At 65.3% G+C, this 25,863-nt stretch carries 21 protein-coding genes; 9 read left to right on the forward strand and 12 right to left on the reverse strand.

Annotated elements, in window-relative coordinates:
* Together NCS58_RS05110 and NCS58_RS05115 are read right to left on the reverse strand one after the other, a co-directional pair.
* Entirely contained in the window at positions 1 to 3,672 is a 3,672-nt protein-coding gene (locus NCS58_RS05110) for a DNA translocase FtsK (RefSeq protein ID WP_250538022.1), read from the reverse strand.
* Positions 3,673 to 3,831: 159 nt separating this feature from the next.
* On the reverse strand, positions 3,832 to 4,422 hold the full coding sequence (locus NCS58_RS05115; RefSeq protein ID WP_250538023.1) for an META domain-containing protein: 591 nt from the start codon (positions 4,420 to 4,422) through the stop codon (positions 3,832 to 3,834).
* Positions 4,423 to 4,705: 283 nt separating this feature from the next.
* Here NCS58_RS05115 and purT point away from each other — a divergent pair, with 283 nt between their 5' ends.
* The 5 genes from purT (at position 4,706) to NCS58_RS05140 (ending at position 8,473) form a co-directional block, all read left to right on the forward strand.
* The gene (gene purT / locus NCS58_RS05120; protein ID WP_061121762.1) at positions 4,706 to 5,938 is read left to right on the forward strand and encodes a formate-dependent phosphoribosylglycinamide formyltransferase; all 1,233 of its coding nucleotides are present in this window, start codon (positions 4,706 to 4,708) and stop codon (positions 5,936 to 5,938) included.
* A gap of 31 nt (positions 5,939 to 5,969) precedes the next feature.
* A complete protein-coding gene (locus tag NCS58_RS05125; protein WP_250476486.1) occupies positions 5,970 to 6,140 on the forward strand; it encodes a DUF6726 family protein in 171 nt (56 codons plus the stop codon).
* A 40-nt stretch (positions 6,141 to 6,180) separates the two neighbouring features.
* Positions 6,181 to 6,540 carry an MliC family protein gene (locus NCS58_RS05130; protein WP_409219256.1) on the forward strand — a complete coding sequence of 120 codons (360 nt, stop codon included), beginning with the start codon at positions 6,181 to 6,183 and terminating at the stop codon, positions 6,538 to 6,540.
* A 9-nt stretch (positions 6,541 to 6,549) separates the two neighbouring features.
* Positions 6,550 to 6,861, forward strand: coding sequence for a hypothetical protein (locus NCS58_RS05135; RefSeq protein WP_250538024.1), 312 nt, complete (start codon positions 6,550 to 6,552; stop codon positions 6,859 to 6,861).
* A 127-nt stretch (positions 6,862 to 6,988) separates the two neighbouring features.
* On the forward strand, positions 6,989 to 8,473 hold the full coding sequence (locus tag NCS58_RS05140; protein WP_061121760.1) for a DEAD/DEAH box helicase: 1,485 nt from the start codon (positions 6,989 to 6,991) through the stop codon (positions 8,471 to 8,473).
* Positions 8,474 to 8,538: 65 nt separating this feature from the next.
* On the opposite strand, the gene gluQRS is transcribed toward NCS58_RS05140, so the two are convergent.
* A complete protein-coding gene (gene gluQRS / locus NCS58_RS05145) occupies positions 8,539 to 9,408 on the reverse strand; it encodes a tRNA glutamyl-Q(34) synthetase GluQRS (RefSeq protein ID WP_061119943.1) in 870 nt (289 codons plus the stop codon).
* Between the two features lie 17 nt (positions 9,409 to 9,425).
* On the reverse strand, positions 9,426 to 10,289 hold the full coding sequence (locus NCS58_RS05150) for a sulfurtransferase (RefSeq protein WP_250476489.1): 864 nt from the start codon (positions 10,287 to 10,289) through the stop codon (positions 9,426 to 9,428).
* Positions 10,290 to 10,500: 211 nt separating this feature from the next.
* Between NCS58_RS05150 and dnaE the strand changes: the two genes are divergently transcribed.
* Positions 10,501 to 14,034, forward strand: a complete 3,534-nt coding sequence (gene dnaE, locus NCS58_RS05155) for a DNA polymerase III subunit alpha (RefSeq protein WP_061119951.1) — start codon at positions 10,501 to 10,503, stop codon at positions 14,032 to 14,034.
* Positions 14,034 to 15,098, forward strand: a complete 1,065-nt coding sequence (locus NCS58_RS05160) for a glycosyltransferase family 4 protein (RefSeq protein WP_061119942.1) — start codon at positions 14,034 to 14,036, stop codon at positions 15,096 to 15,098. Before dnaE ends, NCS58_RS05160 begins: the two co-directional genes overlap by 1 nt.
* Positions 15,099 to 15,103: 5 nt before the next feature.
* On the opposite strand, the gene NCS58_RS05165 is transcribed toward NCS58_RS05160, so the two are convergent.
* On the reverse strand, positions 15,104 to 15,865 hold the full coding sequence (locus NCS58_RS05165) for a glycosyltransferase family 2 protein (RefSeq protein ID WP_250538025.1): 762 nt from the start codon (positions 15,863 to 15,865) through the stop codon (positions 15,104 to 15,106).
* Between the two features lie 346 nt (positions 15,866 to 16,211).
* On the opposite strand from NCS58_RS05165, the gene NCS58_RS05170 reads away from it, so the two are divergent.
* On the forward strand, positions 16,212 to 17,348 hold the full coding sequence (locus NCS58_RS05170; RefSeq protein ID WP_250538026.1) for a glycosyltransferase family 9 protein: 1,137 nt from the start codon (positions 16,212 to 16,214) through the stop codon (positions 17,346 to 17,348).
* A 314-nt stretch (positions 17,349 to 17,662) separates the two neighbouring features.
* The gene (msbA, locus tag NCS58_RS05175) at positions 17,663 to 19,381 is read left to right on the forward strand and encodes a lipid A export permease/ATP-binding protein MsbA (protein ID WP_409219258.1); all 1,719 of its coding nucleotides are present in this window, start codon (positions 17,663 to 17,665) and stop codon (positions 19,379 to 19,381) included.
* Between the two features lie 72 nt (positions 19,382 to 19,453).
* On the opposite strand, the gene rng is transcribed toward msbA, so the two are convergent.
* The 7 genes from rng to purD all read right to left on the reverse strand — a co-directional run bounded on the left by rng (position 19,454) and on the right by purD (position 25,641).
* Positions 19,454 to 20,923: a ribonuclease G gene (rng, locus tag NCS58_RS05180; protein WP_061119938.1), complete on the reverse strand. Its 1,470-nt coding sequence runs from the start codon at positions 20,921 to 20,923 to the stop codon at positions 19,454 to 19,456.
* Positions 20,924 to 20,930: 7 nt separating this feature from the next.
* Positions 20,931 to 21,545 carry a nucleoside triphosphate pyrophosphatase gene (locus NCS58_RS05185; RefSeq protein WP_061119950.1) on the reverse strand — a complete coding sequence of 205 codons (615 nt, stop codon included), beginning with the start codon at positions 21,543 to 21,545 and terminating at the stop codon, positions 20,931 to 20,933.
* 55 nt (positions 21,546 to 21,600) lie between these two features.
* Positions 21,601 to 22,071, reverse strand: a complete 471-nt coding sequence (rlmH, locus tag NCS58_RS05190; protein WP_061119937.1) for a 23S rRNA (pseudouridine(1915)-N(3))-methyltransferase RlmH — start codon at positions 22,069 to 22,071, stop codon at positions 21,601 to 21,603.
* 14 nt (positions 22,072 to 22,085) lie between these two features.
* On the reverse strand, positions 22,086 to 22,538 hold the full coding sequence (rsfS, locus tag NCS58_RS05195) for a ribosome silencing factor (protein ID WP_061119936.1): 453 nt from the start codon (positions 22,536 to 22,538) through the stop codon (positions 22,086 to 22,088).
* Between the two features lie 2 nt (positions 22,539 to 22,540).
* Positions 22,541 to 23,251 (reverse strand): nicotinate-nucleotide adenylyltransferase, encoded by a 711-nt coding sequence (locus NCS58_RS05200; protein ID WP_250538027.1) that lies wholly within the window; start codon positions 23,249 to 23,251, stop codon positions 22,541 to 22,543.
* The gene (gene hemF / locus NCS58_RS05205) at positions 23,242 to 24,201 is read right to left on the reverse strand and encodes an oxygen-dependent coproporphyrinogen oxidase (protein ID WP_061119934.1); all 960 of its coding nucleotides are present in this window, start codon (positions 24,199 to 24,201) and stop codon (positions 23,242 to 23,244) included. The genes NCS58_RS05200 and hemF overlap by 10 nt, the downstream gene beginning before the upstream one ends.
* A 138-nt stretch (positions 24,202 to 24,339) precedes the next feature.
* The gene (gene purD, locus NCS58_RS05210; protein ID WP_061119933.1) at positions 24,340 to 25,641 is read right to left on the reverse strand and encodes a phosphoribosylamine--glycine ligase; all 1,302 of its coding nucleotides are present in this window, start codon (positions 25,639 to 25,641) and stop codon (positions 24,340 to 24,342) included.
* Positions 25,642 to 25,863: the final 222 nt, after the last annotated feature.

A 25,863-nucleotide genomic window follows, 5' to 3' on the forward strand; every position in this document is an offset into this window, starting at 1 on the left:
TCAGTCCGCCGGGCCGGGCGGCGCGAGCACTTCGCGGTTGCCGTTGTTGCTCATCGACGAGACGAGGCCGGCCGCTTCCATCTGTTCGACGAGGCGAGCCGCGCGGTTATAGCCGATGCGCAACTGCCGCTGCACCGACGAAATCGACGCGCGGCGCGTGCGCACGACAAAGGCGACGGCTTCGTCGTAGAGCGGATCGGCTTCGGCGTCGGGTGTTTCGCCGAAGAGATCCTGGGCGCCGCCACCTTCGGAGGTCGGGCCGGACAGAATGCCTTCCTCGTACTCCGGCTCGCCGAACTGCTTCAGATGCTCGACCACGCGATGCACTTCGTCGTCCGCGACGAACGCGCCGTGAACGCGCTGCGGATAGCCAGTTCCGGGCGGAAGGAACAGCATGTCGCCCGCGCCGAGCAGCGATTCCGCGCCCATCTGGTCGAGGATCGTGCGCGAATCGATCTTCGACGAGACCTGGAACGCCACGCGCGTCGGAATGTTCGCCTTGATGAGGCCGGTGATCACGTCGACGGACGGCCGCTGCGTCGCGAGAATCAGGTGGATGCCGGCCGCGCGCGCCTTCTGCGCGAGACGCGCGATCAACTGCTCGATCTGCTTGCCCGCGACCATCATCAGATCCGCGAGCTCGTCGATGACCACGACGATGAGCGGCAGCGTGGACAGCGGCTCGGGCGCGTCGGGCGTGAGCGAGAACGGGTTCGTGAGCTTCTTGCCTGCGGCCTCGGTATTGCGGATCTTCTGGTTGAAGCCTTGCAGGTTGCGCACGCCGACCGCCGACATCAGCCGGTAACGCTTCTCCATTTCGCCGACGCACCAGTTGAGCGCGTTCGACGCGAGTTTCATGTCGGTGACGACCGGCGCGAGCAGATGCGGAATGCCTTCATAGACCGACAGCTCCAGCATCTTCGGATCGATCATGATGAGGCGCACGTCCTCGGGCTTCGCCTTGTAGAGCAGCGAGAGGATCATCGCGTTGATCGCGACCGACTTGCCCGAGCCCGTCGTGCCCGCGACCAGCATGTGCGGCGCGCGCGCGAGGTCCGTTACGACCGGATTGCCGACGATGTCCTTGCCCATCGCGATCGTCAGATTCGACTTCGACGTTCGATAGACGTCGTCCTCGAGAATCTCCGAGAGGCGGATCATCTGGCGCTTCGCGTTCGGCAGTTCGAGGCCCATGCAGGTCTTGCCGGGAATCGTTTCGACGACGCGGATCGACGTGAGGCCGAGGCCGCGCGACAGATCCTTCATCAGCCCGACGATCTGGCTGCCGCGCACGCCGAGCGCCGGCTCGACCTCGAAGCGCGTGATGACCGGACCGGCGGACGCGCCGACCACCGTCACCGGCACCTTGAATTCTTGTAAACGCTGCTCGATCAACTGGCCGGTTTCGTTCAGATGCTCCTCGGAGACGGGCTCGATTTCGCCGGACGCGGGTTCGAGCAGATCGAGCGTCGGCAATTCCACCGCCGACGCGTGCGGCGCATGGAACTCGAACTCGGTCGGCGCGGAGCCGCGCACCGGCGGGCGCGGTTCGGGCGAGGAGGGCGGCGTCGCGGCCTGCTGACTCGTGACGGGAGGCGCGACGACCGGGGCGGCCGCGACGACCGGAAAGCGCACGATGTTCGACGGCGATGCGAATTCGTCGCCGGCGACCTGGCGCTCGGCGACGGGTTGCGGCTCGTCCTCCGGCATGTCGAGCACATCGTCCGGCTCGTCGGCGACGCGCAAGAGCGGCGGGGCAGGGGGCTCGCTGTGGGCTGCGCGGGACTCGGGCATGTCGAGCCACGGCGGCGTCGGCGCGAGATCGCGCGAGTCCTGTGCTTGTTCCGGCTGTCGCGCGACGGGCGGAAGCGCCGCCGTCTCGGCCGGGCGAGGCAGTGCCGGTTCGGACGGCAAGTGAATGCGCGTGGGCGCTTGCGTTGCGTTTGCCTCGGCCGCGTTCGGCTCGGCGGGGGCCGGCGGTTCCGGCAGACGCAAGTCGAAGAGCGGCGGCGGCTCGACAAGCGCGGGGGCGATCACGTGCGCGTCGATCAAAGGCGGCTCGATGCGCACTTCGGTTTCCTGGACCTTTTCGGGCGCGGGTGCCATCGGCTCGATGTGCGGAAGGACTTCCCGGACCCGTTCGGGCTGCGGCGTCACAGCCTCGATGGCCGCGTCGAATTGCTGGATCGGTGCGGGCACGGGCGCCGCGGGCTCGATGCGCGCTTCGATTTCCCGGGCCTTTTCGGGCGGCGGCACCTGCGGCTGCGGCTCGATGCGCGGTTCGGGCACCGTTCCGACGATGCCTTCGTCGGCTGTCGTCGACGCTTTCACCTCCTCGGCGTTCGGCTGAACGTCGGGCTGACCGGCCCGCGCCATCGCCACATGTCCGCGAGCGAGACTCGCGCCCGCGAGCGACGTCCACAGCGCGGTTTTCTCCTCGATGGATCGCAACGTCGCCTGAATCGCTTCGGGCGCGGGCGGCGGCGTGGGCGGCCCGAGCGGTGTGGCCGGCCGCGAGAACGCCGGTGCGGCGAGCGGTGTCGGCGCGAATTCACGCGTCGCACCGACCGCGGAGGGATGCACGGATGGCGCACGTCGGAAGCCCTGTGGCGCCTGAGGCAGAGGCGTTCTACGCGCGGCGCTCACGCCCGTCGCGACGGACGTGGATATGCTCGCCGCGCCTGACGGCCGTTGCGCGGGCATCGACGTCACCGGACTGCGCGGGCGATCCATGCGAGGCGCGGGCGTCGGCGGCGCGGACATGCGCGGCTTGTCGACGGCGACAGACGCGCGCAAGCCCGAGCCCGAAGGTTCGAACGCGGACGCCCGACGCGCCCCGAACGGCGCGCTGGCCTCGCGATTCGCCGATGACGCCGACGGATTCAGCCAGTCCGAAGGCGCGACCGGCTCGATCTGCGTCACCGGACGCGGGACACCGGCCGCCTCGAACGCGGGGCGCTTCGCGTAAGCCTCGGCGGTGGCGATGGCGCTCGCGGTGGCCATCGACGTGCGTTTGGCACTCTTGCCGTTCGAAGGCGGGCGCCACACGGTCGGCCGCTGATAACGGCTGCTCCGGGGGGCGGTCGGAAGACCGAGCGTCGGCTCGTCGTGCGACGTGCGCGGCGGCGGCGCATCGAAACGCTCCGCGCGATGAGCGCGTTCCTGCGTATCGCGCGCGGCTCTTGCGTGCGCGCGCCGTTCGAACCAGTTGCCCGCCTTGTTGCGAGTCTTGTCGCGGCTGGGCGAACTTTGTCGCGACTCGCTTTGGCGTTCGCGCGGCGTGAGCCAGCTTTGCGGCAGGCCGAAGCCGAACGCTTCGTCCGCCCATGCGAGCACCGAACTCCAGCTGAATTCGATCAGCCACGGCAGGCATATCGCGAGCACGATTGCCGCGAGCGCGGCTGCGCCGCCCAGATGCGCGGGTCCGCTCAACGCTGTGGCGAGCGCGCGCCCGCAGCGGTTGATGTTCACCTGCGTTTCGAGTGAGTTTGCGAGCGCGCCTTCCAGCGTGCTGCTCGCGAGCAGTACTCCGATAAAGCCGAGCCAGAGGCGGATCGTGCCGGGGCCGCGCACGCCTGCGCTGCCCGGCAGCGCGAGCTTGACAATGCGCCAGAAGAGCGGAAGAAACCAGACGACCGATGCACCGAACCAGCCGAGAACTACCATGTGCATGCTTGAGATTGAATCAATGTTGGGTGAAACGAATCAGGTTGTGACCCGGAGACTGCCACTCGGCCGCGCCTGCCGGCCGGACTGTTCGATCGAGCAGTTTAACGGCAACCGCGCGGGCGCCGCGCAGGCACGACACGCGTGCCGCATGTACGCAACACATCACTTCGCGCGAGCCGAGAAGATGAGCACCTGACCGTCGTCGAGCGTCAGTTGCAGCGTTTGCGGCGGGTTCATCTGCACGCCGCTTTTCGCGATATGCGCAAGCGCCTCGAGATAGGGCCGCTCCAGCGCGGCGCCCGCACCCTGCACGCACGCCATGCGCGTGCCGGCGAGCGGGCCGAACGTGAGCTTGCCGTCCTTCAGTGCGTATGCGCCCGCGAAACGGTTGCAGCCCGAAAAACCGCTCGCCTGGCGATGACCATTCGCGGTCGAGAAATCGAGCGTGATCGGCCGCGCGTCGCTCTCGCCCGCGTGCGGCACCGCGCGCGGCTGGCCGCTCGCGTCGGTCCAGCTCGTGAGCTCCCATTGCGTGTCGTCGAGTAATTGCGTGGCGGCAGGATTATAAGGATCGGTGGGCGGCGCGCTCGCATCGGGGTGCTTCGGCAGCGCGCAGCCGGAGACGACCGTCGCCGCGACGACGAATGCGCACGCGCGGGACGCCAGCGAAAGCGCCGCTTTGCGGCGCGACAGGAAACCTGACGATGAGCGCGCCGAACGAAGAGCGTATGCGCGAAGGAAATGCATGGGCATCGATGATCCTGAAGCAGGCGAAACCGTAAGGGTATCGCACGCGTCCTACTATTTGTCTAGCGCCCACGAGCAACAAAATGTTCGACTTGACCGTCCGCGGCTGTCATCGATCGGCAATGCGCGGGAATTCCCGTCGACATTTTCGTGTCAACACGGTTTGCGAGGACGCTGTCAATAGACCGGACGGCAGAGTGTTACGGTCGGCGCTGCGTGTTAACATCGCGCCCAATTCCGCCGCTTTCGGCTTTATTGGCCTCGTCACCGATCGATCCCTGGAGCACTCATGCAGACCGATTCAATCCGTCCTGATGCGTGGCGCATCGGCACGCCGCTTTCCGCCAACGCGACCCGCGTGATGCTGCTCGGCGCGGGCGAACTCGGCAAGGAAGTGATCATCGCGTTGCAGCGCCTGGGCGTGGAAGTGATCGCGGTCGACCGCTATGCGAACGCGCCGGGGCATCAGGTTGCGCATCGTGCGCACGTGATCGACATGACCGACGCCGCGGCGCTGCGCGCGCTCGTCGAGAAGGAGCAGCCGCATCTGATCGTGCCGGAGATCGAGGCGATCGCGACAGACGCGCTCGCCGAAATAGAAGCGGCGAAACTCGCGACCGTCATCCCGACGGCGCGCGCCACGCAGCTCACGATGAACCGCGAAGGCATCCGGCGCCTCGCCGCCGAGGAGCTCGGCCTGCCGACATCGCCCTATGCGTTCGCGCAATCGCTCGACGAGATGAAGGCGGCGATCGCGAAGATCGGCTTTCCGTGCGTCGTGAAGCCGGTGATGTCCTCGTCGGGCAAGGGGCAGTCGGTGCTGCGCAGCGATGCCGACGTCGAACCGGCATGGAATTACGCGATGGCAGGCGGGCGCGTGAATTACGGACGCGTGATTGTCGAGGGCTTCATCGACTTCGAATACGAAATCACGCAGCTCACCGTGCGGGCGGCGGACCCCGCGAGCGGCGAAACGCAAACTTACTTCTGCGATCCGATCGGGCACGTGCAGGTCGCGGGCGATTACGTCGAATCGTGGCAGCCGCAGGCGATGAGCCCCGCCGCGCTCGAGAAAGCGCGCGATGTCGCCGCGAAGGTGACGACCGCGCTCGGCGGGCGCGGGCTCTTCGGCGTCGAGCTCTTCGTGCGCGGCGACGACGTCTGGTTCTCCGAAGTGAGCCCGCGTCCGCACGACACCGGCCTCGTCACGCTCGCGACGCAGCGCTTCTCCGAGTTCGAATTGCATGCACGCGCGATTCTCGGCTTGCCGGTCGATACCGCCCTGCGCGAGCCGGGCGCGTCCGCGGTGATCTACGGCGGTCTGGATGAAGCGGGCATCGCGTTCGAGGGCGTGGCGCAAGCGCTCGCCGTGCCGGGCGCGGATGTGCGGCTGTTCGGCAAGCCGGAGAGCTTCGTGAAGCGCCGCATGGGCGTCGCGCTGGCGACGGGGGCCGACACCGACGAGGCGCGCGAGCGCGCGAAACTCGCGGCGTCCAAGGTGCGGCCGGTTTCGGCCAGATGACCGGCCCACAGGCGCCGGCGGGAGCGAGAACGTGATATGGAAAGCACTGGCCGCGCTCGTCGCGGTTTCGCTGGGACTTTCAGGCTGCGGGCTTGCCGCGGCGCCGTGCCGTATCGCCTCGGCGGGACTGAAGATCGTGCCGGTCGTTGGGCATGTCGCGGCGGCGCCGACCGACGCATGCGCGGACGTGATCGATCCGTGATCGCTGCGCTCGCATCGACTTCGAAACCATCGCAAATCGGATGATGAAGAAACCCATCGCACTCACGTTCGCATTGCTCGTCACGCAATCGGCCTTTGCAATGCCGCTCACCGTGCCGCAGATCCAGACCGCGTCGACGCAGACGACCCGCTACGACTGCAAGGACGGCAAAAGCGTGTCGGTGCAGTACACGAACACGCGCAATCGTCAGAGTTTCGCGGCGCTGACCGTCGACGGGCGCAAGCTGCTGTTCGTCAACGTGGTCGCGGGATCCGGCGCGAGATACGTCGCCGATCAGTACACGTGGTGGACCAAGGGCTCGCAGGCGAACCTGTACGACGAAATGGCCGCGAAGGACTCGCCGCCCCTGCTCGCGGATTGCGAGGCGCGCAAGAAGTAGGCGCGCAGCATGATGGAAGAAGGTCGGACCGCGCTGTCGCGCCGCGCGAGCGTACTGGCGTGCGGTGCTACAATGTGCGGCTTTCCGGCTGTGAAATCGTTGCCGGACCGGATTCCGGATTTTCCGGCATCGCCGTTCGATGCCGGCTTGAGCGGTACACGGGCCTCGAGCGAACCGCCGCTCCAGAAAATCGGCGATGCCGCGTGCCTTGAAGGCGTCATCGAAGCCGTGTCCTATCGGAGCGCGGGCTCGCGTACCGGAACGGGCGAGTCAGGCTCGAAACAGGCCGCCCCGTCTAGCGCGCACTTCGTGCCTGATTGATGCGCCGCGTGCGCCAACGAAACCCATCCGCGTAAGCAACCGGTCGCGACGATCGACCGAACGATTCGACCGATTTTTTACGCGCGCCGCATCGAGCGGCACTTTAGCGAAAGCCAATATAGTCACCATGTCCGATTCCGCCGCCACGAACACGTCCACCGCAGGGGCCGACGCGCCGACGTTCGACCAGTTCGGATTGTCCGCCGACATCCTGAAAGCGGTGAGCGAGTCCGGCTACACCACGCCCACGCCGATCCAGGCGCAGGCGATTCCGGTCGTCCTCGCGGGCCGCGATGTCATGGGCGCCGCGCAGACCGGCACCGGCAAGACCGCGAGCTTCTCGCTGCCGATCATTCAGCGCCTGCTGCCCTCGGCGAACACGAGCGCCTCGCCCGCGCGCCATCCGGTGCGCGCGCTGATGCTCACGCCGACGCGCGAGCTCGCCGACCAGGTCGCCGCCAACGTGCAGACTTACTCGAAGCACACACCGCTGCGCAGCACGGTGGTGTTCGGCGGCGTCGATATGAACCCGCAGTCCGATGCGTTGCGCCGCGGCGTCGAGATCCTGATCGCGACGCCCGGGCGTCTGCTGGATCACGTGCAGCAGAAGACGGTCAATCTCGGCCAAGTGCAGATGCTCGTTCTCGACGAAGCCGACCGCATGCTGGACATGGGCTTCCTGCCCGACCTGCAGCGCATCCTGAATCTGTTGCCGAAGGAGCGTCAGACGCTGCTCTTCTCGGCGACGTTCTCGCCGGAAATCAAGAAGCTCGCGTCCACGTACTTGCGCAATCCGCAGACGATCGAAGTCGCGCGCAGCAATTCGACCGCCACCAACGTGCGCCAGATCGTCTTCGAGGTGCATGAAAGCGACAAGTCCGGCGCGGTCTCGCAACTCATTCGCGAGCGCGAGTTGAAGCAGGTCATCGTGTTCTGCAACAGCAAGATCGGCGCGAGCCGGCTCGCGCGCGTGCTGGAGCGCGACGGCATCGTTGCGACGGCGATTCACGGCGACCGCACGCAGGGCGAGCGCATGCAGGCGCTCGACGCGTTCAAGCGGGGCGAGATCGAGGCGCTCGTCGCCACCGACGTCGCGGCGCGCGGTCTCGATATCGCCGAGTTGCCGGCCGTCATCAATTTCGATTTGCCGTTCAACGCGGAAGATTACGTGCACCGTATCGGCAGAACCGGGCGTGCGGGTGCGTCGGGCGATGCGCTGTCGCTGTGTAGCGCGAACGAGCGCAAGCAGCTCGCGGACATCGAGAAACTGATCAAGCGTCCGCTCGAAGTCGAAACTCTCGAAGTGACGCAGCGTGCGCGCCGCGACGGATCGGCGCCGCGTCGCGATGAGCGCTTGGGCCGCCCGGAGCGGACCGAGCATCGTCATGCCTCGCGCGACGAATCTGGTTCGCGGCGCCGTCCGGCGGGCGCGCACGATCGCCCGCGTGGCCGTCAGCAGCCCGTCGACGAATTTTTCCTGAAGCCGTACGAGCCGTCGCCTTCGGCGATGAAGCGTCACGAGGAAACGGTCGAACCCGAGCGCAAAAGCGCGCCGAAACAGCCGCTCGCGGCGTTGCTCGGTGGGCTTGGGATGCCGCGCAAGTCGTCGTGAGTTCCTGACGCCGAACGAAAAAAGGCAGCCCGCGCGGCTGCCTTTTTTGCTTTCGGGCGACGAATCTAGCGCGCGAAGCGCTTCGCCCATTCGGCCGTCGCGGCGCTGTAGAACGTGTCGAGGGAATCGGTCGAGACATCGATGCCCAGATGCCGCGCCGCTGCGACGAGCGCCTGGAGAGGCGCGTGCCGATCGAGCGGCGCCGCGCCCGTCTGCTTGCTCAGTTTCTCGCCGACGTCGTTGTTGACGACGGCCACATGCAGATAAGCCGGCGTCGGCACACCGAGGCAGCGCTGGAGATAGATCTGCCGCGCGGTCGAATCGAGCAGATCCGCGCCGCGCACGATGTGCGTGATTCCGGCGTCGGCGTCATCGACGACGACCGCCAGTTGATATGCCCACAGCCCGTCCGCGCGCTTTAGCGCGAAATCGCCGACCTCGGTTGCGAGATTCTGCGTTTGCGGTCCTTGCCAGCGATCGACGAACGTAACGACCGCCGCATCGCCATCCGGCACGCGCAGCCGCCATGCGCGCGCGGGCTTGCCATGCAGGCCGCCGCGGCATGTTCCCGGATAGGCGAGCGTCGCATGGCGCGCGTGCGCGTGCACCAGCGAATCCGCGATTTCGCGTCGCGTGCAGCCGCAGGGATAGATGAAGCCTGCCGCCTGAAGACGTTCGAACGCGGCCTGATATGCATCGCCGCGCTCGCTTTGCCAGACCGGCGGTTCGTCCGAAGGCATACCGAAATGCGCGAGCGTCGCGAGGATTTCATCGGCGGCCCCGGGCACGGTGCGCGGCGCATCGACATCCTCGATGCGCACGATCCAGCTTCCGCCGTGCGCGCGGGCATCGAGAAAACTCGCGAGCGCGCTGACGAGAGAACCCGCGTGCAGCGGTCCAGTGGGCGAGGGCGCGAAGCGGCCGCGATAGGTCATCGGGCTCTTGTCGATCTCTAGGCCGCGCGGCTGACCTTTGCGTCGGGATGGCAAGCCGGGCACGTTTCGCCTGGCTTGTAGAACGGCGACATCTGATCTTCGACCGACACCACCGCGCGACAGCCGAAGCACTGCGCGGTCGCGGTGGGCTGCAGGTTCGGATCGAGCGCCGTACGGTAATCGAACACGAAGCATTCGCCGGTGTAATGCGCGCCGCCCACTTCCTCGAAGTACTTCAAAATGCCGCCTTCGAGCTGATAAACGTGCTCGATGCCGACTTCCTTCATGTGAATCGCGGCCTTTTCGCAGCGGATTCCGCCGGTGCAGAACGACACGACGGTCTTGTCCTGCAGATCCGCACGATTTTGCTCGATCACCTCGGGAAACTCGCTGAATTTCGTGATGCGGTAATCGAGCGCGTTGTCGAACGTGCCGACGTCCACTTCGAACGCGTTGCGCGTGTCGAGCATCACGACCGGACGACCTTCGTCGTCATGGCCGCGGTCGAGCCAGGCTTTCAGCGTGGGCGCGTCGACGGAAGGCGCGCGGCCGAGTTCCGGCTTGATCGCGGGCTTTTTCATCGTGATGATTTCGCGCTTGAGCTTCACGAGCATGCGGCGAAACGGCTGCTTCGCGGAGAGGCTTTCCTTGAACTGCAGATCGGCGAAACGGCCGCCGAAGAGGGCATCCGTCCGAATGTAGTCGATGAATTCGCGGACTTCGGCAATCGGACCGGCAATGAAAAGATTGATGCCCTCCGGCGCCAGCAGAATCGTGCCTTTCAGGCCGAGCGCGTTGCAGCGTTCGGTGACGAGCGGCCGCCACGCGGGGCCGTCCTCGATGGTGACGAATTTGTAGGCGGAGAGATTCAGAATGCTCATGATCGGATGACGCGCAAACGGCTGTAACGGGTAAAAAGTGCGCGGATGAAACGCGCGCAAAACACGTATTATCCCGCAAACGGCGCGTGGCTCTCCGGGATTCGATCTGCCGTGTCGCCGGGTCTTGCGCGTGCGCAATGTCGGGCGTGCGCGCAGGCCTTATCCGTTCGGCCAACGCGCTTCGCCGCGCCCGTTTTCGCGTGTATCCCGCATGTACAATACCGCCATGTCAGATCCCCGCTTCGTTCATCTCCGCGTCCACTCCGAATTCTCGATCGCCGACGGCATCGTGCGGCTGGACGACGTCGTCAAGGCTGCCGCAAAAGACGGGCAAGGCGCGCTTGCGCTGACCGATCTCGGCAACGCGTTCGGCCTCGTGCGCTTCTACAAGGAAGCGCGCGGTAATGGCGTCAAGCCCATCGCGGGCTGCGATGTCTGGATCACGAATCCCGCCGATCGCGACAAGCCCTCGCGCCTGCTGCTCCTCGTGCGCGACAAGCAGGGCTATCTCAATCTGTGCGAGCTGTTGAGCCGCGCATGGCTGACGAACCAGTATCGCGGCCGCGCCGAGGTGATGGTCGAATGGCTCGAAGAAGGCCTGGCCCAAGGACTGCTCGCGCTCTCGGGCGCGCAGACGGGCGACATCGGCATGGCACTCGCGGCAGGCAATGCAGCCGGCGCGCAACGCAACGCCGAGCGCTGGACGGCACTTTTTCCGAACGCGTTCTACATCGAGTTGCAACGCGCGGGTCTGCCGGGTGAGCAGGCCTACGTTCAGGAAGCGGTCAAGCTCGCCGCGAAGCTGAAGCTGCCCGTGGTCGCGACGCATCCGCTGCAGTTCATGACGCCCGACGACTACACCGCGCACGAAGCGCGCGTGTGCATTTCCGAAGGCGACATTCTCGCCAATCCGCGTCGTCAGAAGCGCTTCACGAACGATCAGTATTTCCGCACGCAGGACGAGATGTGCGCGCTCTTCGCCGACATTCCGTCGGCGCTCGCGAACACGGTCGAGATCGCGAAGCGCTGCAATCTGACGCTCGAACTCGGCAAGCCGAAGCTGCCGCTTTTCCCGACACCCGATGGCATGTCGCTCGACGACTACCTCGTGCAGTTGTCGAAGGAAGGTCTCGAAGTCCGTCTGCAACAGCTTTATCCGGATGAAGCCGAACGTGAAGCGCAGCGCGAAACGTACTACGCGCGCCTCGACTTCGAGTGCGGCACGATCATCAAGATGGGCTTTCCGGGCTACTTCCTGATCGTCGCCGACTTCATCATGTGGGCGAAGAACAATGGCGTGCCGGTCGGCCCGGGGCGCGGTTCGGGCGCGGGCTCGCTGGTCGCGTATGCGCTCGGCATCACGGACCTCGATCCGCTGCGCTACAACCTGCTGTTCGAGCGCTTCCTGAATCCGGAACGCGTGTCGATGCCCGACTTCGATATCGACTTCTGTCAGGAAGGGCGCGACCGCGTCATCCAGTATGTGAAGGGAAAGTACGGCGCAGATGCGGTCTCGCAGATCGCGACCTTCGGGACGATGGCCGCGAAGGCCGCGGTACGCGACATCGGCCGCGTGCTCGATCTCGGCTACATGTTCACGGACGGCATCGCGAAGCTGATTCCGTTCAAGCCGGGCAAGCACGTGACCATCGCGGATGCGCTGAAGGAAGAGCCGACTCTGCAGGAACGCTTCGACAGCGAAGACGAAGTGCATCAGCTGCTCGAACTCGCGCAGCGCGTGGAAGGGCTCACGCGTAACGTCGGCATGCACGCGGGCGGCGTGCTGATCGCGCCGGGCAAGCTCACGGATTTCTGTCCGCTCTATACGCAAGGCGAGGACGGCGGCGTCGTCAGCCAGTACGACAAGGACGACGTGGAAGCCGTCGGCCTCGTGAAGTTCGACTTTCTGGGCCTGACCACGCTCACCATTCTCGACTGGGCCGAGCGCTATATTCGCCGGCTCGATCCGTCGAAAAAGGACTGGAATCTCTCGCAGGTGCCGCTCGACGATCCGGCGTCGTTCTCGATCCTCAAGAAAGCAAACACCGTCGCTGTGTTCCAGCTCGAAAGCCGCGGCATGCAAGGCATGCTGAAGGACGCGCAGCCGGATCGCTTCGAGGACATCATCGCGCTCGTGGCGTTGTATCGTCCGGGCCCGATGGACCTGATCCCGAGCTTCTGCGCGCGCAAGCACGGGCGGGAGATCGTCGAATATCCGGACCCGCGAGTCGAGCCTGTTCTGAAAGAGACCTACGGCATCATGGTCTATCAGGAGCAGGTGATGCAGATGGCGCAGATCATCGGCGGCTACTCGCTCGGCGGCGCGGACTTGCTGCGTCGCGCGATGGGCAAGAAGAAGCCGGAGGAAATGGCGAAGCATCGCGAGATTTTCGCGGAAGGCGCGGCGAAGAACGGCCTCACGCGCGAGAAGGCGGACGAGACCTTCGACTTGATGGAGAAGTTCGCTGGCTACGGCTTCAACAAGTCGCACGCGGCCGCCTATGCGTTGCTCGCGTATCACACGGCGTGGCTGAAGGCGCATCATCCGGCTGAATTCATGGCGGCCAACATGTCGCTCGCCATGGACGACACCGACAAGGTGAAGATCCTCTTCGAGGACTGCATCGCGAACGGCATGGCGGTGCTGCCGCCGGACATCAACCGCTCGGCGTATCGCTTCGAGCCGGTTGCGCAAGCCGACGGCAAGCGCTCGAAAACCATTCGCTATGGTCTCGGCGCGGTAAAGGGCAGCGGTCAGAACGCGATCGAGGAAATCCTGCGCGCGCGCGAGGACGGCCCGTTCGTCGATCTGTTCGACTTCTGCGAGCGCATAGACCGTCGTGTCGTGAATCGTCGCACGGTGGAAGCGCTGATCCGCTCGGGCGCGTTCGACACGGTGCATGCGAATCGTGCGCAACTGCTCGCATCGGTGCCGCTCGCGATGGAAGCCGCCGATCAGGCCGCCGCCAACGCGATGCAGGCCGGCCTTTTCGACATGGGCGACGCGCCGCTCGCGAAACACGAATATGTCGACGAACCCGAGTGGTCGGACAAGAAGCGCTTGCAGGAAGAGAAGACCGCGCTCGGCTTCTATCTGTCGGGGCATCTCTTCGATGCCTACAAAGGCGAAGTGCGACGCTTCGTGCGCCAGAAAATCGGCGAGTTGAAGGAAGGGCGCGACAAGCTGGTCGCGGGCGTCATTTCGGCGATGCGCACGCAGATGACGCAGCGGGGCAAGATGCTGATCGTCAATCTCGACGATGGCAGCGGGCAGTGCGAAGTCACCGTCTTCAACGAGCAGTTCGAAGCGAACAAGGCGCTCTTCAAGGAAGACGAGTTGCTCGTCGTGCAAGGTCAGGCGCGCAACGACGCCTTCACGGGCGGCATTCGCTTCACCGTCGATACGGCGATGGATCTCGAGCGCGCGCGCAGCCGCTATGCGCAGTCGGTGAAGGTCGAGATGAACGGCAACGCCGATGCGTTGCGCCTGCGCCGTGTGCTCGAGGCGCATGCGGCGGGCGCTGAAACGCCGGCGCCTGTTGCCGCGCCGCCCGCTCGCGATAACGGACGTTCGCGCCAAAGCGCGCCCATTCCTAACGGCCTGAACGTAAGCATCGTCTATCGCAGCGAGCACGCCGAAGGCGAAGTGCGCCTCGGTGACGCATGGCGCGTCAAGCCGACCGACGAACTCATCACGGCGTTGCGCGGTGAATTCGCGGGCAGCGCGATCGAAATCGTCTACTGATGCGCATCGGCATATCGGCGAATGCGCTGAAGCATTCCGGCGGTCTCGAGCGCTATGCGATGGATCTCGTGCGCGGTCTCGCCGCCGCGGGCTTCGACGGCAAGCGCAAGCCCGCGTTCTTCGCGCGCAAGATCGATATGTCGCTGGCCGAAAGCCGGCTGATCGAGGCGCATCGCATCAAGGTGTCGTTTCTGCCGGGCAAGCTGCGCGACGCCTACTTCTCGTGGGCGCTGAAGCGCGCGCGCAAACGTGCGAAGGTCGATGTGCTCATCGGTTGCAATCGCGTGGAAGGTTCCGAGATCGCCATTTGCGGCGGCACGCACATCGGCTTTCTGCGCGCGACCGGGCGGCGCGAGAAGCGCTCGGACACGCGGCAGATCGCGCTGGAACGCCGCCAGTACGCTCAGGCCGAGGTGATCGTCGCGCATTCGGACATGATGAGCGACGAACTGCGCGCGCTATACGGCGTCGACAGCCGGAAAATCCGCGTGCTTTATCCGCCCGTCGACGGCGCGCGTTTCTCACCGGTCGATGCCGCTACGCGTGCACGCCTGCGCGAACGCTTCGGTTTCAAACCCGATGAGACCGTGCTGCTCTTTCCGTCTAGCAGTCACGAACGCAAGGGCTTGCCGCTGATCGAAAAGGCGCTCGCCGGCATGAACGTGGTGATCGCCGTCGCGGGTCGCGCGCCGGAGAAGGCCGCGGCGAACGTGCGCTACGTCGGTTATGCGAAGAACATCGAGGATGCGTATCGCGCAGCGGATTTCACGATCCTCGCGTCGAGTTACGAGCCGTTCGGGCTCGTCGGCATCGAATCGGTCATGTGTGGCACACCGGTGATCTTTCCGGCGTGCATCGGCTGCTGCGATGCGATCGCGGACCACGCGAAGCACGTCTTCAAGTCCGGCGACGCCGGCGATCTGCGCCGCACGGTGCTCGATGCCATCGAAACGCGGCGCGACGCCGCGCGCGTGCCGGATGACGCGGTGCGCTACGACACCCGTGTCGATTCGCACGTGCGAGCGCTGATCGACATTGCGCGCGACATCGCCACGAAGCGCTGAGACGCTCAGCGCATCTGGTTCAGGTGCGCGAGTTTCAGAAACCGGTAGTAGACCGTCTGCGCGTTGAACACCGCGATCATGAAGCCGGCCTTGCCGTCCAGAAAGCCGCGCCGCAACACATAAGTCCGCACGAACGCCCACGCGCCGCGCGCGAGCGCGATGCCGAAGCCGCCACGTTTGCCGGCCGCATGACGTTGCTGCGCGCCCGCCGTCGAGTATGCATCCAGCTTGCGCAGCACCGCTTCGAAATCCTCGTAGGAGTAGTGCATCAGCTTGCCGGAGAGGCGGGCGACCGGCTTGCCCGTCGACAGCACGAGGCGCTCATGCACGAGATCGGGCGAAAAGCGCGCCGTGCCGCGCCGGAAGAGCCGCGGAATCCAGTCGGGATACCAGCCGCTGTGCTTCACCCACACGCCGCAAAAGCTCGACAGGCGATCGACCGCGTAGACGTCTGCCTGCGGATCGGTGATCGCCGCCTGGATGGACGCCGCCAGTTCCGGCGACACGATTTCGTCGGCGTCGATCGAGAGCACCCAGTCTGTCGAGAGCGCGTCGAGCGCGCGGTTTTTCTGCGGGCCGAAGCCCGGCCAGTCGCGCGCCTCGATCACGCGCGCGCGATGCGCCTCGGCGATGCCCACGGTCGCGTCGGTGCTCCCGCCGTCGATGACGACGATTTCGTCGGCGAAGGAGACCGCCTGAAGGCATTGTGCGAGCCGCGCGGCGGCGTTGTGGGTGATGATGGCGATGCCGAGCGTGGGGCGTGACATGGAGCGTGGACCGGGGGTGCGAGTTGGTATAATTATTGAATAGCGGTCGGGCGTGGCGTTATGCGAGGCATTCCGTCTCGCCCGAACCGAGTGTAAAGAGGCCGCGGGCCTCTTTTCGTTTCATCGTCGATGAGGCCGATAGTGTGCCTGACGGGAGCGCCCAGCAAAAGTTCGATCGAGGCGGGTCTGGTTGCCCGTCACGTCGGCCATCGAGCACCGGGTTTTCTTCGCGAGCCGCATCGGTGGCCATGAAACATGCGGCCTGACGAATCCCATCTGCAGCAGAAGCGTGTTTTGCGCCTGCTTCGCCGGTGGACAGCACCCCGAGCAATCCTGTTTTGATTCTATGAGCCGACTCTCCGGGCGCATACGCATCATTGCCCGAGCGATACCCAAGCTTGCGTTCAAGGCGTTCCGCCAGAGGCCGACCGACGTGTCGAGCATTCTGATCGCGCATCACTTGCTGCTCGGCGATACCTTGCTGCTGACGCCGCTCGTCGCGAAGCTGCGCATGCAATATCCGCACGCGCGCATCGCGCTCACGTGTCCGAAGGCGATCATGCCGCTCTACGCGGGACGTCCCTATGGCGCGGAGGCGCTGCCCTTCGATCCGCGTGATGCCGCTAGCGTCTCGGCCGTGCTGAAGTCCGGCCCGTACGATCTCGGCATCGTAGTCGGCGACAATCGTCACGCGTGGCTCGCCATCGCCGCGAAGTGCCGGTGGATCATAGGCCACGGCGGCGACACGCCCGCGTGGAAGAACTGGCCGCTCGACGAGTTGCATCCCTATCCGCCGGAACCCGCTGCATGGGCCGACATCGCCGCGACGCTAATCGACGGGCCGCCGCCAGCGCCTTATCGCCCGAGCGACTGGCCGGCGCCGGCGAGCGCGCCGCTCACGCAGGCGGACGCCGCGTTGCTCGCGCGACCCTACGTGGTGCTGCATCCGGGCGCGAGCACGTCTGTCAAGCGCTGGCCGAACGATCGCTGGCGCGCGCTCGCCGGGCTCATCGAGGCGCTCGGCTACGTGCCGGTGTGGAGCGGCGGTCCGACTGAAGCCGACCTGGTACGTGCAATCGACCCTGAAGGACGATATCCGAGCTTCGCGGGCCGTATGGGGCTCGGCGAACTCTGGTGGCTGTTTGGGCGCGCGCGCGCAGTCGTCTGTCCCGACACGGGCGTCGCGCACCTGGGGCGAATGGTGGGCGTGCCGACAGTAACGCTCTTCGGTCCGGGCAACGCGATGATTCACGGCGCGGGCGAATTCTGGCGCGACGCGCCCTTCAGGCCGGTTTCCATCGTCGACATGCCGTGCCGCGACGAGCCGATCATTTTTCGGCGGCATGTTTCGTGGGTACGCCGCTGCGATCGCAATGAAACGACGTGTGTCGCCTGGCGCGGCGATCATGCCGCATGCATGGGCCTCATTTCGCTCGAAGCGGTGAGCCGGGCGCTGGAGGAGATGCTGGCGGAAGGTCCATGACGACAAAAACGTATCGTTTTCAGCCGGATTTGTTTCTCTAAACTGGCGCGCCCCTCATTCTTTTCATCGTGGCGTTCGCCCATGCGACAGCACCTGGGAGCATCGCGCTCGATTCCATCGGGATCGGCTGCACAGGCGTTTCTTCGATAGCGTCCCTCACAGGATTAGAATGGCGGATTCTCGTATGCTGACCCGCGCGGCGAATCAAACTGGCGCACTTTCATGCAAACCGAACACCGAGGAAAGATTTGAGCGAGAAGCAGACATTGCGCAAGACCATCGGCGCGGGCGAAAGCAGCTCGCCCACGGCGGTCATGAAACGCCTATGGCCGTACATCCGACCGCTGATGGGCATGGTTCTTCTCGGCCTGTTGACGATGGGCATCGTCGCCGCGACCGAGGCGGGCATCCCGATGCTGCTGAAGCCTTTGCTCGACCACGGCTTCGGCGCCAAGAGCAGCGATCACGCGAAGTGGCTCGTGCCGGCCGCGGTCATCGGCCTCGCGCTCGTGCGCGGCGCGGCGCAATACGCATCCGGCTATTTTCTTTCCTACGTGACGAACAAGATCCTGCTGCAACTGCGGCTCGAAATGTTCCACCGCATGATCCACACGAGCGCCGGCTTCTTCCAGCGCGAGACAGCGAGCACGGTCATCAACGCGATCGTCTTCGAGGTCAATCAGATCCTGAGCGTGCTGTCGAGCGTGGTCGTCACCCTCGTGCGCGATTCGCTCACGGTCGTCTTCCTTCTCGGCTATCTGTTCATCCTCAACTGGCGCCTCACGCTGATCGTCGCGGTGATCCTCCCCGCGATCGGCTGGCTCGTCAGCAAGATCAACCGCCGGCTGCGGCGCCTGAACCGCGAGCATCAGACGCTGACCAACGAGCTGTCGTATATCGTCGAGGAGACGGTCGGCGGCTACAAGGTCGTGAAGGTGCACAACGGCGAGCCGTATGAGATTGGCCGATTCTCGGAGATGAGCCATCGCCTGCGCGGCTATGCGATGCGCATGCAGGTATCGGGCGGGCTCGCACAGCCGCTCACGCAGTTTCTCGCGTCGATCGCGCTGGCGATCGTCATCACGATCGCGGTCGTGCAGTCGGCGAACGATCAAACCACGGTCGGCGGTTTCGTCGCGTTCGTCACGTCGATGCTGCTCGTGATCTCGCCGCTCAAGCATCTGATCGATATCAACCAGCCCCTGCAGCGCGGCATGACGGCGGCCGAGCTGATCTTCGGCCTGATCGACGAACCGGCCGAGCCCGAGGGCGGCGGGCGGCGTCTTCCGCGCGCACGCGGCGAGGTCGAATTCCGCGACGTGACGTTCAGCTACGGCTCCATCGACCGGCCGACGCTCGATCGCGTGTCGTTCAAGGTTGCGCCGGGCGAGATGGTCGCGCTTGCGGGTCCGTCGGGCAGCGGCAAGACGACGCTCGTGAATTTGCTGCCGCGCTTCTTCGATCCGCGCGCCGGTCAGGTGCTCGTCGATGGCGTGCCGATCACCGAGTACAACCTGCACGATCTGCGCGGTCAGCTTGCGATGGTCAGCCAGGACGTCGTGCTCTTCAACGATACGATCGCGGCGAACGTCGCGTATGGTCAGACGCCGGATCGCGAGCGCGTGATGTCGGCGCTCGCCGCGGCGAATCTGTCGGATGTGGTGTCGTCGCTGCCGGATGGGATCGACACGCTGGTCGGCGGTAACGGCATGCGGCTCTCGGGCGGGCAGCGCCAGCGTCTCGCGATCGCGCGGGCGATCTATAAAGACGCGCCGATCCTGATTCTCGACGAAGCGACCTCAGCGCTGGATTCGGAATCGGAGCGCCACGTGCAGTCGGCGCTCGAGACGCTCATGAAAGGACGCACCACGCTCGTCATCGCGCACCGGTTGTCGACGATCGAGCGCGCGGACCGCATTCTCGTAATGGAAGCAGGGAAGATCGCGGAGCAGGGAAGTCATGCCGAGCTGTTGCGCAAGGATGGGTTGTATGCCCATCTGCATCGGATTCAGTATCAGCAGCAGGCGGCGTGAGGCGCGAAGGCTGCGTTGCGTCACGGTTGCGGACCTCGCTCGAATGCGCTTCGGGCGAGGTTGTCGCGGAACCTACATCAGCACGATGTCGTACTGCTCCTGACTGAGATTGCTCTCCACCTGCAATGAAACCGGCTTCCCGATGAAGTCCATCAGCATCGCCAGATGCTGTGACTCTTCTTCGAGAAAGAGATCGATGACCTGCTGCGACGCGACCACCCGGAACTCACGCGGATTGAACTGCCGCGACTCGCGCATGATTTCGCGCAGCACGTCGTAGCACACGGTGCGCGGCGTCTTCACCTGACCTTTCCCCTCGCACGTCGGGCACGGTTCGCACAATACGTGAGCCAGTGACTCACGCGTGCGCTTTCTCGTCATCTCCACCAGCCCGAGCTGCGAGAACCCGTTCACCGTCACGCGCGTGCGGTCCCGTGACAAAGCCTTCTTGAGTTCCCCCAGGACCTGATCGCGGTGCTCGACATTCTCCATGTCGATGAAGTCGATGATGATGATCCCGCCGAGATTCCTGAGGCGCAGTTGCCGCGCGATGGTATGCGCCGCTTCGAGATTCGTCTTGAAGATCGTGTCGTCGAAGTTGCGCGCGCCGACGTAGCCGCCCGTATTGACGTCGATGGTCGTCATCGCCTCGGTCTGGTCGATCATCAGGTAACCGCCCGACTTGAGATCGACGCGCCGCGACAGCGCGCGCTGGATCTCCGCTTCGATGTTGTACAGATCGAAGAGCGGCCGCTCGCCGGTGTAGTGATGCAGACGCGAAGCCACCGCCGGCGTGAACTCCGCCGCGAAGTCGGCGAGCATCTGATATGTTTCGCGCGAATCGACCTGAATGCGCGTGGTCTCGTCATTGACGAAGTCGCGCAATACGCGTTGCGCGAGGTTCAGGTCCTGATAGAGCAGCGTCGTGGGCGGCACGCGCTGCGCTTGAGCGACGATCGTCGCCCAGGTCTTGCGCAGGTACGCGACATCGGCCGCGAGCTCTTCGCTCGTCGCGTCTTCGGCAATGGTCCGCACGATGTAGCCGCCTTTCTCGTCGGCGGGCAACACGGCCGTGAGGCGCGCGCGCACGGCCTCGCGCTCCGCCTCGCTCTCGATCTTCTGCGAGATGCCGATATGCGGCTCCTGCGGCAGATAAACGAGCGTGCGTCCCGCAATGCTCACCTGCGTCGACAGCCGCGCGCCCTTCGTGCCGATCGGGTCCTTCACGACCTGCACCATCAGCGATTGCCCTTCGAAGACGATCTTCTCGATCGGCACATGCGGCGCCGACGAATGCGGCTCGCCCGCGATGCGCGGATGCCAGATGTCGGCGACATGAAGAAACGCGGCGCGCTCGAGACCGATATCGATGAACGCGGACTGCATGCCCGGCAGCACGCGCACGACACGGCCGAGATAGACATTGCCGACGCGTCCGCGCGAAAGCGTGCGCTCGACGTGAAGTTCCTGAACGGCGCCTTGCTGAACCAGTGCGACCCGGGATTCCTGCGGTGTGACGTTGATCAGGATTTCTTCGTTCATGGCCTGTTTAGAATGCGACGCGCGCCACGCGCAAGAGTGCTGCTGTTTCGAAAAGGGGCAAACCCATGATACCCGAATAGGACCCGTCGATTCGCTCGATGAACTCCGCCGCGCGTCCCTGTATGCCGTACGCGCCCGCCTTGCCGAGCGGCTCGCCGGACGCCGCATAGCGCTGCAGCGCAGCACGATCGGCACGCGCGAAACGCACCGTCGAGCGCGAGAGTGCAGGTTCGAGAAGCGCGCCATCCGCATCGACGACGGCGAGCGCCGTCAGCACTTCGTGCTCGCGTCCCGCGAGGCGTTCGAGCATCGCAACCGCGTCTTCTTCGTGCCGCGGCTTGCCGAGGATCAGGCCGTCGATGGTCACGGTCGTATCGGCGACCAGCACCGGCGCGCTTGCATGGCCGCCCGCAAGCAGCCGCGCGCGCGCCGCGTGCGCCTTCAGCGCGCATACGCGCACGACATATGCATCGGCGGACTCGCCTGGCAGCTCGGTTTCGAGCGCTTCGGCGTCTTCATCGGGACGGGGAAGCAGGAGTTCGTACTGCACGCCGAGCTGACGCAGCAGCTCCTGACGGCGCGGGCTTTGAGACGCGAGATAAACGAAGCGATGAGTCGGCATCTTGAAGTCGGGTTCGAATGGCGCGCACGGCATTCGATCCAACGTCGAAAAAGCCTCACGCGCGATGATAGGGATGATTCTGCGTGATGCTCCACGCGCGGTAAAGCTGTTCGGCGAGCAGCACGCGCACCATGCCATGCGGCAGCGTGAGACTCGACACGCGCAGCATCAGTTCGGCGCGCGCTTTCACTGCCGGATCGAGCCCGTCCGCACCGCCGATCACGAACGCGACATCACGCCCGTCCTGTTGCCAGCCGGGCAGGGCGTTCGCGAGTTGCATCGTGGTCCAGTCGCGGCCGCGTTCGTCGAGTGCGACGACGCGCGCGTTCTTCGGCAAGGCGGCTTCGATGCGCTGCTTCTCGGCCGCCATCACGCTTTCGGCATTGCGTCCCGCCGAGCGCTGTTCGGGCTTGATTTCCTTCAGCTCGATGCGCAGTTCGGGCGGCATGCGCTTCGCGTATTCGTCGAAGCCATTCGTGATCCAGTCGGGCATCTTGTGTCCGACGGCGAGGATGACCAGCTTCATCGAATGAAGCGGCTTCAGTGCTTGCGCGTGGTCTTGCGCGCGGGACGTTTGACCGCGGGTGCGGCGTCTTCCTCGTCCTCGTCTTCGTCGGCGGTCACGTTCGCGCCGCCGAACATGTTCGGCGTTTGCAGCTTCACGCGCACGGGCTTGTCGCCCCAGACTTCCTCGAGGTTGTAGTACTGGCGCAGCGCGGGTTGCAGGATGTGGACGACCGCGTCGCCGCAATCGACCAGCACCCATTCGCCGATCTCTTCGCCTTCCGTGCTGATGATGTCGCCGCCGGCTTCCTTGACCTTCTCGCGCACGCTATTGGCGAGCGCCTTGGTCTGCCGGTTGGACGTGCCGCTCGCCACGACCACGCGGTCGAACAGCGACGTCAGATGGGTCGTGTTGAACACCTTGATGTCTTGCGCCTTGACGTCTTCGAGACCGTCGATAATCGCGCGTTGAAGCTTCTGAAGTTCCATAGTTACCGTGTCTGGTACAGGTGATGTTGAACAATATAGTCCCATACAGCGGGCGGGACCTGATTGCGTGCATGTGCGCGGGCGCCGTGTTCGTCTGTCATCGTGCGCGCTTCCTCGCGGATCGCCGTGGCGGATACGTCGAGTAGAAGCGTCTCGTCGACGAGCACGTGCCCGTGCGGGCTCGCTTGCAGTGTTTCGGGCGATGCGGCGCGCTGTCCGACTTGCGCGGCGACCACCGCCGGCAGCGTCGAGACATCGAATCCCGGGCGCGTTTCCACGCAGATATGCGCGTAGTCGAAGAGCCGCATCCATTGATGCCACGAGTCGAGCTTGACGAGCTGATCCGCGCCCATCAGCAACGAAAGCGACGCATCCGCGCCTTCGCGCTCGCGCCAGCGGGCGAGCGTGTCGACGGTATAGGTGTCGCCCTGGCGGTCGATTTCATCGGTGGCGATGATGACTTGCACGCCGTCGAGCACGAGCGATGCCGCCGCCGCGCGCGTCATCGCCAGCCGATGTTCCGGCGCCGATACGCCCGCCTTCTGCCACGGCTGGCCGGCGGGCAGCAGCACGAGCTCGGTCAGTCGCAGCAACTCGACGAAGCGCCGCGCGAGCGCGAGATGCCCGTTGTGGATCGGATCGAAGGTGCCGCCGAATATGCCGACGCGTTTGGCACAAGACGCGCGCGCCGGTGCGGTCCGGGTCACAGCCATTCCCGCCGCACCAGAAAATCTTCGTACAGCCGCGCTTCTTGCGTGCCGGGCTCGGGTTTCCAGTCGTAGCGCCAGTTCGCGACGGGCGGCATCGACATCAGAATCGACTCGGTGCGTCCGCCGCTTTGCAGGCCGAAGTGCGTGCCGCGGTCGAACACGAGATTGAATTCGACGTAGCGCCCGCGCCGGTACGCCTGGAACTCGCGCTCGCGCTCGGAATACGGCGTGTCGCGGCGGCGCTCGATGACAGGCAGATACGCATTGAGAAACGCATCGCCGACGCTTTGCATCATCGCGAACGAGCGCTCGAAGCCGGGCTCCGAGAAATCGTCGAAGAAAATCCCGCCGATGCCGCGCTGCTCGTTGCGGTGCTTCAGATAGAAGTACTCGTCGCACCACGTCTTGAAGCGCGGATACAGGTCCGCGCCGAACGGATCGAGCGCGTCGCGGCAGATCCGATGGAAATGCCGCGCGTCTTCCTCGTAGCCGTAAATCGGCGTGAGATCCATGCCGCCGCCGAACCAGAAGATCGGCGCTTCGCCTGCCTTCGTCGCGGTGAGCATGCGCACATTCATGTGCACAGTGGGGCAGTGCGGATTGCGCGGATGCATCACGAGCGACACGCCGAGCGCCTCGAAGCCGCGTCCCGCAAGCTGCGGACGCGCCGCGCTGGCGGAGGGCGGCAGCGCGTCGCCCTGCACGTCCGAAAAGCCGATGCCGCCGCGCTCGAAAAAGCCGCCGCCTTCCAGGATGCGCGTGACGCCGCCCCCGCGCAGATGCGCGCCGGGCTCGCGCGTCCAGGCATCGGTGGCGAAGGCGGTGCCGTCGAAGGCGCCGAGGGCATCGGCGATGCGCGTCTGCAGGCCCGTCAGATAATCGCGGACGGCCCCGATATCGTGGGCTGCGTCGTGTTCTTTACGTTGTTCCGCGCTGCGGTTCGGTTCACTCATCGATTGCTGCGTGCGCCCTGCGGGCGGCCATGAATGGGCGGGGGTAAACCCTTCGCCTCAAAACTCTCAAAAGCACGCTGCCGGACACGAGGTCCGGCAGCGCGTTGATTCGTGCGGCAAAAGCCGCGCGGTTACGTGTCAGTGCTTGTCGCCGGGCTTGTCCGCCGACTGCTTGCGGTTCACCGCCCGATAACCGATATCCCGGCGGTACTGCATGCCGTCGAACGAGATCTGGTTGACTGTATCGTAGACCACGGATTGCGCGCCGCGCACGGAATCCGCCAGACCGACGACGCACAGCACGCGTCCGCCCGAGGTCGTGAGTTTGCCGTCAGTGAGCGTCGTGCCGGCATGGAAAGTGACGGAACTGTCGGTTTCCGCCGGAATCCCGCTGATACGGTCGCCCTTGCGCGGCGTCTCCGGATAGTTGTGCGCCGCGAGGACGACGCCGAGCGCCGTGCGGCGGTCCCAGTCGAGATCGACGCTGTCGAGCTTGCCGTCGATGGCCATTTCCACGACCTTCGAGAAGTCACCCTTCAGGCGCGCCATGATCGGCTGCGTCTCCGGATCGCCCATGCGGCAATTGAATTCGAGCGTTTTCGGATTGCCGTTCGCGTCGATCATGAGACCGGCGTACAGGAAGCCCGTGAAGCGGATGCCTTCGTTTTCCATGCCGCGCACCGTCGGCTGGATGATTTCGCGCATCACCCGCGCGTGCAACTGCGGCGTGACGATCGGCGCGGGCGAGTACGCACCCATGCCGCCCGTGTTCGGGCCCTTGTCGCCGTCGAGCAGGCGCTTGTGGTCCTGACTGGACGCGAGCGCGAGCACGTGCTTGCCGTCCACCATTACGATGAAGCTCGCTTCCTCGCCCGTGAGAAACTCCTCGATTACGACGCGTGCGCCCGCATCGCCGAGCTTGTTGTCGGCGAGCATCGAATCGACGGCGGCGTGCGCTTCTTCCGGCGTCATCGCCACGACGACGCCCTTGCCGGCGGCCAGTCCGTCCGCCTTGACGACGATCGGCGCGCCCTTCGCGTCGATGTACGCGTGCGCGGCGGCGGCGTCGGAGAAGGTTTCGTATTCGGCCGTCGGGATGTTGTGGCGCTTCATGAACGCCTTGGCGAAGTCCTTCGAGCTTTCGAGCTGCGCGGCTTCCTTGCTCGGTCCGAAGATTTTCAGGCCGCGCGAACGGAACACATTGACGATGCCCGCGGCAAGCGGCTGCTCCGGCCCGACGAGCGTGAATGCTACATGCTCTTTCTCGACGAAATCGGCGAGTTCCGCCGGGTCCGTGATGTCGACGTTGCGCAGACGCTCGTCCTGCGCGGTGCCGCCGTTGCCCGGCGCGACATAGACGATCTGCACGCGCGGCGATTGCGCGAGCTTCCAGGCCAGCGCATGTTCGCGGCCGCCGGAACCGACGACGAGTAACTTCATTTGAATCCCCGAAATCCTGACAAAAAGCGGCTTGAGAAAAAGCGGCGGGCGCACGGCCCCTGGCTTGCGCGCATGACGACCGTCAAAGCGTCGCGAAGGCGGCTCGCGCTGACATCGGCTGCGTCACGCGCCTTCCAGTGGCGATGCCGCGCCGCAAAGATCACGCGGCGCTGCTCCGGCATGCGAGCCGAAGCGAAAGATGTTCCATGCGAGGGCGGGGCG

It is taken from the genome of Caballeronia sp. INML3B (assembly GCF_023631305.1).
Taxonomy (GTDB): Bacteria; Pseudomonadota; Gammaproteobacteria; order Burkholderiales; family Burkholderiaceae; genus Caballeronia; species Caballeronia turbans.

Excerpts from the sequence above, each read along its gene's own strand:
- NCS58_RS05110 (WP_250538022.1), bottom strand. The coding sequence starts at position 3,672 with ATGCACATGGTAGTTCTCGGCTGGTTCGGTGCATCGGTCGTCTGGTTT.
- NCS58_RS05115 (WP_250538023.1), bottom strand. The coding sequence starts at position 4,422 with ATGCCCATGCATTTCCTTCGCGCATACGCTCTTCGTTCGGCGCGCTCA.
- purT (WP_061121762.1), top strand. The coding sequence starts at position 4,706 with ATGCAGACCGATTCAATCCGTCCTGATGCGTGGCGCATCGGCACGCCG.
- NCS58_RS05130 (WP_409219256.1), top strand. The coding sequence starts at position 6,181 with ATGATGAAGAAACCCATCGCACTCACGTTCGCATTGCTCGTCACGCAA.
- NCS58_RS05135 (WP_250538024.1), top strand. The coding sequence starts at position 6,550 with ATGATGGAAGAAGGTCGGACCGCGCTGTCGCGCCGCGCGAGCGTACTG.
- NCS58_RS05140 (WP_061121760.1), top strand. The coding sequence starts at position 6,989 with ATGTCCGATTCCGCCGCCACGAACACGTCCACCGCAGGGGCCGACGCG.
- gluQRS (WP_061119943.1), bottom strand. The coding sequence starts at position 9,408 with ATGACCTATCGCGGCCGCTTCGCGCCCTCGCCCACTGGACCGCTGCAC.
- NCS58_RS05150 (WP_250476489.1), bottom strand. The coding sequence starts at position 10,289 with ATGAGCATTCTGAATCTCTCCGCCTACAAATTCGTCACCATCGAGGAC.
- dnaE (WP_061119951.1), top strand. The coding sequence starts at position 10,501 with ATGTACAATACCGCCATGTCAGATCCCCGCTTCGTTCATCTCCGCGTC.
- NCS58_RS05160 (WP_061119942.1), top strand. The coding sequence starts at position 14,034 with ATGCGCATCGGCATATCGGCGAATGCGCTGAAGCATTCCGGCGGTCTC.
- NCS58_RS05165 (WP_250538025.1), bottom strand. The coding sequence starts at position 15,865 with ATGTCACGCCCCACGCTCGGCATCGCCATCATCACCCACAACGCCGCC.
- NCS58_RS05170 (WP_250538026.1), top strand. The coding sequence starts at position 16,212 with ATGAGCCGACTCTCCGGGCGCATACGCATCATTGCCCGAGCGATACCC.
- msbA (WP_409219258.1), top strand. The coding sequence starts at position 17,663 with ATGAAACGCCTATGGCCGTACATCCGACCGCTGATGGGCATGGTTCTT.
- rng (WP_061119938.1), bottom strand. The coding sequence starts at position 20,923 with ATGAACGAAGAAATCCTGATCAACGTCACACCGCAGGAATCCCGGGTC.
- NCS58_RS05185 (WP_061119950.1), bottom strand. The coding sequence starts at position 21,545 with ATGCCGACTCATCGCTTCGTTTATCTCGCGTCTCAAAGCCCGCGCCGT.
- rlmH (WP_061119937.1), bottom strand. The coding sequence starts at position 22,071 with ATGAAGCTGGTCATCCTCGCCGTCGGACACAAGATGCCCGACTGGATC.
- rsfS (WP_061119936.1), bottom strand. The coding sequence starts at position 22,538 with ATGGAACTTCAGAAGCTTCAACGCGCGATTATCGACGGTCTCGAAGAC.
- NCS58_RS05200 (WP_250538027.1), bottom strand. The coding sequence starts at position 23,251 with ATGGCTGTGACCCGGACCGCACCGGCGCGCGCGTCTTGTGCCAAACGC.
- hemF (WP_061119934.1), bottom strand. The coding sequence starts at position 24,201 with ATGAGTGAACCGAACCGCAGCGCGGAACAACGTAAAGAACACGACGCA.
- purD (WP_061119933.1), bottom strand. The coding sequence starts at position 25,641 with ATGAAGTTACTCGTCGTCGGTTCCGGCGGCCGCGAACATGCGCTGGCC.